Here is a 10,739-nt window from a genome sequence, read left to right as displayed (position 1 = left end):
CTGAGTCCTGGCGTTTATGCCGCGAAAGTTCCTTGACGATGAGGGGAACCCTCATGCAAACTCGCCAGAGGTGGCCCCAGAAGGGCGGTTTTTGCCCGCTGGGGTTATCTTTGGGAGTTTGAGGGTTCGGAGGCTCGTGGTCAAGGGAACCGTGGAATAAAAAGCGAGGACAGACCCCAGGACAGGGCAAAAACCAATGTCTTCGCCAAGATTTGCGGTTCTACTGTTAGAAAAAGGCGAATAAGAATATAGCATACATACAATAAGGGAATGCAGTATAGATCAGTCTACAAGCATTTCCTTGCTATTATTATGTTTTATTTTAATGCAATTAAATGATTTTATAATATTTATATATATGTTATATGTAGTTTACTTTTGTTTTTTCTATAGGATATAATAGGACGTACGTTCTGTTATTATGTGAAAACGGAGGTAATATTATGATAGATAAGTTAAAACAAGATTTATTATTATCCAATAGAAAAGAATTTGTGAAGTTTATAGAAAAAGAATATAATTTTTTTAGTTATAAAGATTTTGAAGAGATAGAGAATAAAAAATCTCAATTGTCTAAGTTGGATTTAGAAGTAATAAAAGAATGTTTAAATCGTATTAATTCTATAAAAAGTTATTATGATTTATCTAAAGGATTTCCATTTTTAGCTGCTATTATAAGTTTAGTATTTGTTTATTTAATAAAAGATTATTGGCCTATGGTATTCATGGATTCAAAAGAAGATTTTAAAAAAATGTCAATTTTGATAGCTTTACTTAATTTAGGTATATGTGGAGCGTTGTTATTTGTATGTATGCTTATAATGAGAAAATGCCAAGATAATAACTGTTTGTTATTGCAATTTGAAGGTGTGTTACAAGATATAAAAGAAAAACAAGAAAAAAAATTAGTTAATGATAAATCAAATAGACGAATAATCATAAAGGTTCCTTATAAAAGAAATAAACAAAGAAAAAAAGCATGAATCATTGTTTATTTAAGATTTGTATTTTTTGTTTATGGGGTACCACCAGCATTTCGGAAAAAAACCACGCTAAGAGTATGCAAGATTTTATACAGTTTTTCGGCTAATCGGATAACAAATGAGAACCCTAAAACCCATGCCAGGATAGGAATGTATAAAAAGATGAATAGCGTTATAGAAAATAAAAAAGGGGATTCCTTCTGAGAGTAAGGATTCCCCTTTTTCTTTGCTACCGATAATAGGACGTTATGTTAACTCTCTATGAATAAGATATACAAAATAAGAATTGAGAAGCAAATAAAAAACGGTTCTTTTTATGGTGAAATTTGTTATAGATAGATAATACAATTAAACAAACGAGCCATTTGGCGGCACATAAAGGTGCAACCTTTTGTTGCACCTTTATGTGCCTATAACTATCTTTACTTTAGCCATCCACTTCAATAATACTGAAATAAGAAAGGGCGATAAACAATATGTTTTTTGGAGATAAATTAAAAAAAGAAAGAGAAAAAAAAGGTTGGTCACAGGAGTACCTTGCTACAAAAATACATGTTAGCCGTCAATCAGTTTCAAAATGGGAAACAGGTAAAAACTATCCCAATATTGGAGTAATTATCGATTTAAGTGATTTATTCGGCATAACAATCGATGAATTATTAAGGAGTGATAGAGAGTTGAAAGAAAAAATAATTCAAGATAGTAAAGGATCGACAGATTTAAATTGGAAATCATACCTTTTAACAAGTTTAGGTATTCTTATGGGGATTATGATTGTTAGTATAATTAAACATGATGGAATTGATTGGATATCCATTAGTTGGTCAGCAGTTGCAACAGCAGCCTTATTGTACCTTATTTCTCTTCTTTTTCCACAAGGGAGCAAAAAGAGTGAAACAAAAAGGTAGGTGGAAGATTCCACAAACAGATTCGATTGCTTAATAAACCTGATTTTAAAAAACGATTCCTACTGTTTGTAAAGGAATCGTTTTTTTGATATAAATTACCTTTTAGATTAAAAGTATAGGAAATATTATTAATAAACATTTATAAATTTAACTTCCGCTAACGTTAATTATGTAAATAAGCTGTCCATATGGGCAGCTTATTTTATTTTTTGCTTAGCGTGGTTTTTTTCCGAAATGCTGGCGGTACCCCTTTATAAAATAATTTGTAAATTAGATTAAATATAAAACGTATCTAATATATTATCTTTTTCTTCTTTATTGATTCCAATATATTTTAATGTGATTTGTGGTGTGCTGTGATTTAAGATTTCTTGTAACATAGCAACATCTTTTGTTTGTTTATAGAACCAATAGCCGAAGGTTTTGCGCATGGTGTGGGTACCAATGGATTCTACGCCGGCAAAATCTCCGGCTTTTTGCAATTGTCGATAAGCCTGGATTTTACTAATGGGTTGATCTCCTTTTCGGGAAGGAAATAACCAGGTATTTTCTAGGGTTTGGGCATACGAATAGGCTTCATCAAAAATGGAAGTAAGGTTAATCATGCGTTCTTTCTTCGTTTTTCCTTCTTTGATCTTAAATTCTTTTCTCTTTTTTCGTTTCAGTTTTACTATAGTTTGTGTTTCGAGTTGGAGTAAATCACTTACGCGTAGTCCGGTATGAATTCCAATAAGAAAGAGAATATAGTCTCGTTCGGAACAATGACGTTTCAGAGCCCATTTCATATCTTCAATCTGTTCTTTGCTACGGATAGGTTGGACATCAATGAGATGTGGTTTTTTGTTCATGGTTTTATGACCTCTTTATTTATAGTGTTTTGAATGTATACTTTTATCATATAAATTGAGGATATCAGGGGAATCATTGAAAAGTCAATGATTTAGGGAAAATGAATGTAAACTAATATTTAAAAGTTTACATTCAAAAAATAGAAAATCGAGTGAAGCGACAACCGTTTTAGGACGAAGAAATGAAATTTTGAGGACAAAAAAATGGTAAAGGTACTAGGAAATTTCCTAGCAAGACAAAAACGTAGTTTTTGGGGATTACCATGGTAATCCCGTAGCTTGCCCTTCCTTTTTTTACTCTTATAGAGTTCTACACTTAATTGCTACTTTGTTCTTGATTAAAAAATGTTGGTACTGGGCCACAAAAGATGGCTGATGTTAAGCCATCTTTTATTTTTTATAGTAAAAATGAAAGTAATCTTTTATTCAAAAGCTTACATTGGAACTTACAATTGAAATCCAACATACAATACTATGAGTATTTAAAATATGGTCTTGATCGACAAAAAGAAAAACCACAGCAATTGCTATGATTTTTCTTTTTGTCGAAACTGAAATTTGAATAGATAAATATCTTTTAGTTTATTTTAGAGTTAGTAATTTCATGATTTTCTATATTTCCTTTATTCATAGTAAAAATTTCATCACTTATATTTTTTAAAAAATCATAATCATGACTAGCAATTAATATTGTTTTAGACTGTTGTTTTAATTCGTTAATTATATTCTTGACCATTTCTATACCTTCTTTATCTAAAGCGTTTGTTGGTTCATCAAGAATAAGTAACTTTGGATCTTCCATTATTGCTTGAGCAATTCCAAGACGCTGTTTCATTCCTAAGGAGTATTTTTTATATTTTCTAGTATCAGTAGGTGATAGTTCTACTTTTTTTATTGCATTGTGAATTTGTTCTTCATTAATTTGTTTTTTTATAGAAGCTAATATTTTAAGGTTTTTAAGTCCTGAATATTGAGGTAAAAAACCAGGATATTCAATTAGCACTCCAACACTATTAGGAAAAGAAATATCTTTACCAATTTGTTTTCCTTCAATTGTTATTTCTCCAGTTGTAGGAATAATTAGACCACATATAGAGCGAAATAACATTGTTTTACCGGAACCATTATGACCGTTAAAACCATATACTTTTCCTTTATTTAGTGAAAGATTTATGTTATCTAAAATCTTATTTTCACCTATAATTTTAGATACATTTTTTAACTCTATATATTTGGACATATTATTTATTCTCCATTCTACTATTTATATTAAATTCATTTTATTGAAATATTTATATCCTAAAAATGTTATAAAAATAAACGAAATAATTTCATAGGTGAAAATATTCACCCCTTCAAAAATACCGTTTTTGAAGAAAGTAGCAAAATGAATTGCCATTAGGTATTTAGAGATTAAAAGTGAGGAAGAAAAATAAATTGATGCTAATAATATGCTTACTATGATGCAAAAACTATATATTGGTTTTATTAGTAAGGTTAATATAACTTGTATTATAGAAATTAATAGTGATGTAATAAAACAACTTAGTAAAAATAACAAAAAGAAATTAATAGGGTTTGTTAATTTTGTTAAATTGCTATCAAATGTATAGTTAGAATATTCTCCCCATGTGGTGAAGTTTAGATCTAGCCAAAAAGAAGAGAAAATTAATATGATTATAATAGTGAAATAAAATAGACTAACAGTACCAATGATCCATATTATTTTTCCTAGAAACCAATTTAATCGACTTTGAGACTTTATTAGTGTATAAAAACTATTTTCTTTTAATTCTTTAAATACATAATCCCCCATTAAATATGCTAAGAATATTTGTATTAGTAACCAAGAAAATGGAGGAATATAGAAACTTTGTTGATTATTTTTTACTCCTTCAAATAGTAAGAACCATAAATCTAAAATACTATTTTGTTGATTAGTTATTTTTAAGTTGGCTATAGATATAATGGTTAACATAATTAAACAACCAAACCATAGTATCCATTTATTTAGGTTTTTTCGAAATATGTTTTTTATATCATGCATAATAATATTCATATTGTGTACTTTCCTTTATGAAAATTTTTATTGTTTTTTAATAGAAATTATACTTTTTGATTATTTTTTCAAGTGCGATAATTAAGGCATAACTAAGTAGTAATAAATATAAAGAATTGTAGATTAGACTAAGTGGATCTGCTATTTGATCAACATTAATTGTTGCTTGTTTAAAGATAAAAGAAATCGAAAAAAAGGAATCGATAAAAGACAAAATAATAGGTATAGTTACAGCAATAAATAGTTTCTTAGTTATTAATCCTATAATTATAATAAGTATTCCTAAAATAAAAAGACATAGGAATAAAAAGATAAAATTTATAATAAGCCATTTAAGAGTACTTATTGAAAAGAAACTTTTTGATAAACCAATGAATGATACTGAAATCCCAAAACTGAAAATAAAAAGAATAACTATAAATATAAAAGAAGCAAATAGTATGTTTGATATGAGAATATTTTTTAGTTGTTGACGATTAGTTAAGCGTATAATTTTTAAAATTTGGATCTCACTAATATACATATCTGAACAAGATAGTATAAAAAGAACAAAAATAACGGTAGAGAAAAACGGTAGAGAAAAGGTGATTGACATTATTTCTACTACATTGATTTTTTCATATGAATTTGTAAAGGGTATCATTGAAAATTGAATAAGGATAAATACGCTGATAAATAAAGATATATAAGAAATTAATAATCTAGTTTTCCTTGTAAAAGTATAATTATTCCAAAGAAGATTAAGTGTATTCATTTTTTTTTGCTCCCCATATGTATATCAAAATGCTAATACTAAAAAATAATAAAAATTCTATTGGTATAAATAATGGATTAGTACCTCTTATTGGTTGGCTAGGATCAATTAAAAATGTAGGAACAAATTGAGGTATTCCTATTCCTTCAAAAATTACACATAGAATGGTATTTAATAAGAAGGGAACTAATAAAACAACATAAATGTTTTTGATAAACATAGATATTGATAAGCTTAAAACAGCAAACATTCCAGCGAATAAAAAATCAATTATTAAGTATAAAAGAATATAGTTTAATGGCGAGTTAAAAAAAATATCGCTAAACATTGAATTTAAATTTATTGCAATCAATTTAGAATTAGGATTAGTAGGAGGATAGGTTGGTAATGTTGATCCAACTAAAATTAAACTAATTAATAGTGGTAAGATGAAAGATATGCCTCCTATAATAAAAATTGAAATGTATTTAGCAAATAAATAAGTTTTTTTAGAAATTCTTGTGTATACTCCATTTAAAAAGTTTGATTCTTTTTCAATTAAATAACTATTTGAAAAAACAATCACAGAAATGATTGGCATTAGAAAGAATAGTATTGTTGCTGTAGAATTTTCGAATCCTATCCATCGGTATGATAAAGTTAAGAATTCTTTATTAAATTTATCTGATTGACTAGGAAGATAAATATTGGAAAAATATTGATATGTGTTTAACGATATAGAAAATATAACTATTATAAAAAAGGATTTATTGGTAAATGCTTGTTTTAAATTTAAAGATATAAGTTTTTGTATGTTCAATGTTTTTAACCTCCAAAATTTATTACTATTGTAATTGATAAAAGACAATCTTGAAATCTCAAGATTGTCTTTTATCAATTAATTTCTGATACTATCTGATACTATCTGGACTCCATTTACCATAAGCTTTCATTGGCATTGCAGCATATCCTCTTAGGTTGGCTGCTACACCACCATACATTCTTCCTTCTTCATGAATATAATTTGTCATAAATGCTGTATCACCTGATTCTAAGAAATATTTATGTCCGTCAGACATATCTTCTCCATTTTGTCCATCTATTGCCCATGCATATAATTGTCTGCCATTTTCAACTACTTGAGGGTGGAAATATACAGCTGTAGCATTGTCTTTTCGTTCTGGGTCAGTATGTTTTTCTCCTACTCCACCAGCTGGGTATTTAAATGAAAAATTCTTATCTGAATGATTGGATGCTGAAACTATATTAGTACCAACTACTCCTAATAATGCTCCCGATACCACTAGTGTTCTACAAACATTTTTCCACTTTTTCATATTTTAAAATCCTCCTAAAAATTAATAGATTAATTACATAGATGAAATATGGATATGTCTGTGATAAATTTTCGATTTACTATATTTATAGGACTATTAGGAATGAAAATTAATATAATATAAAATCTAAATAAAATAATGTATTAAAAAATAAATAAGACAAATTTTTATTATAAATAAATAATTTTTCATCTATGCTTAATCCATTAATATATAATATCTTTTATTTATTATTGACTGATCCAGAATTCAACTAGTTATAATCTTGTAAAGAAATCATAAACCATTTTATAACAATAATAAACATTTTATTACATTCATATGCAATATTGCATAATTAATATTTATTTTATGGATATAATTATTTTCGTGTTGTCCATAATTATAATTTTTTAACCATATATAATAATTATTAAATAAATAATAGAGAATTACTAAAAAAATGTGTTAGTCAACGGTAAGCGGAACGAAGTGAGCATTAAGGAGTTGACTAACTCACAATACCCAAAACCCTTTCGATGTGTCAAAATGAAAAAAGTTTTTAAAGATCAATTTAAGGCGTTTAGAGGGATTATTAAAAATGAATTGGGGGATAGCAAGGGAAATAGATAATCAATTTGAACGTGAACATAAGAGAGAAATGAATAGACATCGTGGATTTGACATGGAGCGTTAAAAAAATAAGGAAACTTTGTTTTTATCTTTAAGGTTATTGAAAACGTGATAGAATGAAAAAAAGAGTCATGCGGGAACATGACTCTTTTCATAGGGTATTCTACGAAAATACCTAAACTTCATTTATCTGATTATAGATTATCATAATTTAATTTATAATCAAATAGCAAAAAATAGGTGTTTTTGTTGATTCCCTCAATTAAGGAGGAATTAACTTAGATATGACAAAGAAAGTTATTGATTTTGGACAAGCTGAAAAAAAGGCAAAAGAAAGAGATAGTAAGATTAATAGCATTTATGAAAAACTTGAAGGTAGTGGTGGACTTTCTGAAGAAGAAAGAGTCATTATGTTACAAGTATTAAGTAAAATGTCTGGTGGAGAAGAGTATTTTATTGGTAAAAAGAAAAAACCTACAGATCGGGTGAGATTTGTCCAAATGATTACAGAGAATATTGATTATTTATGTGAAATTGGCTATTTAACTCAACCAGAAAAGGCATTTTTATTTGATATTTCAAGATTTCTAGAATTTAAATCAAATGTTATTGTTGAAAAAAATAAAGATGATGATATAAAACCGAATACAGCGTCTCCTAGTTATTTAGCTAAGAAATTAGGGAAAACAAGAACTTCTATTTCAAAAATGATGAACGAATTGCTTGAAAAAGGGGTTTTAGGAGTTGCAGAAACAGGTGTAATAACTGAAGATGGAAGGGCTTGTTCAGCAAGAACTTGGTTTGTTAACCCCAATATATTATGTAATTCACCTAAAGATGATATTGATAGAGCGACTCAACAAATTTTTTCAAAAGCGCTATGTAATATCAAAATCGAAGGTAATAAGAAAAAACATAAACTACCAATTTATTTATTTTAGATGTCAATTTTTATATTGACATCTTTTTTTATGTCGAATTTTCTATTTTTTAGGTGTTAAAAAAAATTAACACAGGTGTTAAAAAAAATTAACACCTCATGTCTTATAAACCCTTGTTATTACTGAATTTCTTTACTTTGCTCTTCTCACTCTTATATATAGTGCTAAAAGTTCCGTAAGGAACGGGTCGTATTTTCTTTCGCTTTGCTACAGAAAATCTCCACCCTTTTCGCTTTGCTACATCCTTGCGGAACTTTTTTCGGCTCGAGTTTTGGCGGCACCAAGCCGATACATCCAAAAGCAACTATTTAGGTTTATCGGCTTGAATTTGCTATTATACGAGCCGAACCGCTAATGCTTTCGAATTATAATTTCATTTACCATATGTATAGATACGTAATACGTGGGGTTTCGCCCCCACACGACGAACCAGCCTCTACTCCAAAAGTCAACGGAAAAGCGAAGTACAATGGAACGGCAACAGCCGCGCCATTGTACTTGTAATTAAATACACCATCATAGCGCTCATTTTTTGTTCTAAGGGCGTTATTTTGATTTTATTAGGAAATCTATTAGTTTGTGTTTGAAATCTAATAGAAACGATTTTGAGAGGTTATAAAAGTCTTGTTTGTTTTATATACGAGGAAGAATTGTTGATCTAAGAGTAAAAAAACAAGTTTTTAGTCTTCCGAAATATCCATTGAAAACCCATTGGATGTACATTGAAAATACATTGAAAGTACGTTGGAACTCCATTGAATTTTTTGTATTTGTGATATCACGTTTTTGTTAGGCTCTGCCTAACCTGTCACCCTTGGTGATAGCAAAAATCCCTTATGCTCTTGCAATCTCTTTATTTAGATCAGAGAGGAATGTTTTTGATTAGGTATATAATTAGATTTAGTGCGATGGAAAATAAGGATTGGAGGATTAAAATGCAGAAAATAATAAGCTTTTATAATAAAGAGATGAGCAACCATAAATGGTTCCAAAAACAAATTTCATGGATTATATTTTATATGGTTTTTATAACTAGTTTTTTTCTAATATTAATAATTAATCCAAGAGGTTATATCTGGACAATAATATTATCTATACTTACTTTTTTTATAATGTTTATTCTTATGGTTTCAACTTATAAATTTGTAAATGAATTAGAGGTTGATGAAACTTTAACATTTTCTAATAAGATGAAAAAATGTTTTAAAATTATGGTTACGACTAAACTATTATTATCGATTAATAATAGTGAGCTAGTTAGGTTAAAAAAGATAAATACATTACGTGTTTTTTTAAGGAAAAAAGGTTTATATAATGAAAAATGTTTAAGTAAATATATAGAAGTATTGGACAAAGAATATCAAACTCAATTTTCTACAACATCAATCTTTCCGGTGATCATAGGTCTTTTTGTTCCAATTTGGACATTTTTTATTCAGATAGTATTTAATCCTAAGGAATTTTCACCTGAAAGCATTACAGATTTTGATATGGTAAAATATGCAGCCTTAACATTGATGCTTTATATGATATGTTATTATCTATTTTTTAGAAGTTATTGTTTAATTATTAAACCATTATTTTTACTAGTAATTCCAATAAGAAAATATGAAATGTTAGATTTATTAAGCATTTTAAGAGAATTACATTTAGAGCGTTTTGTTTTTGAATTAGAGCAAGAAGAAAAGAAAGTTATAAAAGGTTTTATAAATACTGATTGAAAGGAACAAGATAATGGAACAAACATTATTAACTATTTCTCAAATAGCAAAAGAGTTACAAATACCAGAATCAACAGCCCGTTATTATAGAGATCGGTTTATTAATTACATTCCATTTGTGGGGAAAGGCCGAGCAAAAAAGTATCGTCCAGAGACTGTGGAGATATTGCGATTCATTGCGGAAGGGTTCAATCGCAACCTAACCGCAATGGAGATTGAAGAGGGTTTATCCCGCATGGTTGCAAGGAATGTGGAGGTTGAAGAAGAGACCGCAACTACAATCGCAGCAGCGCAGCAACAATGGGAAGACAGAGGGATTCCTATACAAGTAGAAGTTGGAGAAAAGTTTCAACAAATGATGAACCAATTTACTTTAGCTATGGAAGTAATAGCGGATCAAAAACAAGAAATTGCTGAATTAAGAAAAACTGTTGGAGAACTTCAAGATAAGCAAAAAGAACAGGAAAAACAGATAGAAAGTAAACTAAAATTAAGTGATGAAAAGCTAATTGAAGTAATAAAAGAGATTCAAGAAACAAAAGAACAAATAGAAACTACTGAAAGTAGTTCCTGGTGGCGTCGTTTATGGGGGAATCG

The 10,739-nt window shown here is 28.5% G+C and carries 11 protein-coding genes and 1 pseudogene; 7 read left to right on the top strand and 5 right to left on the bottom strand.

Annotated features, from left to right (window positions below):
* The first annotated feature begins 443 nt into the window (after positions 1–443).
* On the top strand, positions 444–983 hold the full coding sequence (locus MHI26_RS31410) for a hypothetical protein (RefSeq protein ID WP_061665958.1): 540 nt from the start codon (positions 444–446) through the stop codon (positions 981–983).
* Between the two features lie 476 nt (positions 984–1,459).
* Complete coding sequence (locus MHI26_RS31405) at positions 1,460–1,891, top strand: helix-turn-helix domain-containing protein (RefSeq protein WP_061665959.1); 432 nt, start codon at positions 1,460–1,462, stop codon at positions 1,889–1,891.
* Positions 1,892–2,166: 275 nt separating this feature from the next.
* On the opposite strand, the gene MHI26_RS31400 is transcribed toward MHI26_RS31405, so the two are convergent.
* A complete protein-coding gene (locus tag MHI26_RS31400) occupies positions 2,167–2,739 on the bottom strand; it encodes a tyrosine-type recombinase/integrase (protein ID WP_340994900.1) in 573 nt (190 codons plus the stop codon).
* A 368-nt stretch (positions 2,740–3,107) separates the two neighbouring features.
* On the opposite strand from MHI26_RS31400, the gene MHI26_RS31395 reads away from it, so the two are divergent.
* Positions 3,108–3,272: a hypothetical protein gene (locus MHI26_RS31395; protein WP_340994898.1), complete on the top strand. Its 165-nt coding sequence runs from the start codon at positions 3,108–3,110 to the stop codon at positions 3,270–3,272.
* A gap of 44 nt (positions 3,273–3,316) precedes the next feature.
* Here MHI26_RS31395 and MHI26_RS31390 read toward each other — a convergent pair whose 3' ends face one another.
* The 4 genes from MHI26_RS31390 to MHI26_RS31375 all read right to left on the bottom strand — a co-directional run bounded on the left by MHI26_RS31390 (position 3,317) and on the right by MHI26_RS31375 (position 6,868).
* Positions 3,317–3,979: an ABC transporter ATP-binding protein gene (locus tag MHI26_RS31390; RefSeq protein ID WP_061668058.1), complete on the bottom strand. Its 663-nt coding sequence runs from the start codon at positions 3,977–3,979 to the stop codon at positions 3,317–3,319.
* Between the two features lie 24 nt (positions 3,980–4,003).
* Complete coding sequence (locus tag MHI26_RS31385) at positions 4,004–4,798, bottom strand: hypothetical protein (protein WP_061668057.1); 795 nt, start codon at positions 4,796–4,798, stop codon at positions 4,004–4,006.
* Between the two features lie 740 nt (positions 4,799–5,538).
* Positions 5,539–6,351 (bottom strand): hypothetical protein, encoded by an 813-nt coding sequence (locus MHI26_RS31380; RefSeq protein WP_061668055.1) that lies wholly within the window; start codon positions 6,349–6,351, stop codon positions 5,539–5,541.
* Positions 6,352–6,442: 91 nt separating this feature from the next.
* Positions 6,443–6,868, bottom strand: coding sequence for a hypothetical protein (locus MHI26_RS31375; RefSeq protein ID WP_061668054.1), 426 nt, complete (start codon positions 6,866–6,868; stop codon positions 6,443–6,445).
* Between the two features lie 522 nt (positions 6,869–7,390).
* Here MHI26_RS31375 and MHI26_RS31370 point away from each other — a divergent pair.
* From MHI26_RS31370 to MHI26_RS31355, 4 genes and pseudogenes are all read left to right on the top strand, one after another.
* Positions 7,391–7,544 (top strand): annotated as a pseudogene (locus MHI26_RS31370) (plasmid recombination protein); the annotation flags it as partial.
* Positions 7,545–7,764: 220 nt separating this feature from the next.
* On the top strand, positions 7,765–8,421 hold the full coding sequence (locus MHI26_RS31365) for a MarR family transcriptional regulator (protein ID WP_061668053.1): 657 nt from the start codon (positions 7,765–7,767) through the stop codon (positions 8,419–8,421).
* Positions 8,422–9,356: 935 nt separating this feature from the next.
* Entirely contained in the window at positions 9,357–10,142 is a 786-nt protein-coding gene (locus tag MHI26_RS31360; RefSeq protein WP_061668052.1) for a hypothetical protein, read from the top strand.
* A gap of 13 nt (positions 10,143–10,155) precedes the next feature.
* On the top strand, positions 10,156–10,739 hold a 584-nt coding region (locus MHI26_RS31355; RefSeq protein ID WP_061668051.1), incomplete at its 3' end, for a MerR family transcriptional regulator.

Origin of the sequence: Bacillus sp. FSL K6-1218 (genome assembly GCF_038006445.1) — a bacterium.
Classification (GTDB): domain Bacteria; phylum Bacillota; class Bacilli; order Bacillales; family Bacillaceae_G; genus Bacillus_A; species Bacillus_A thuringiensis_S.
Note: the sequence above shows the minus strand (reverse complement) of the source record. Positions and strands in the feature narration are given on the sequence as shown.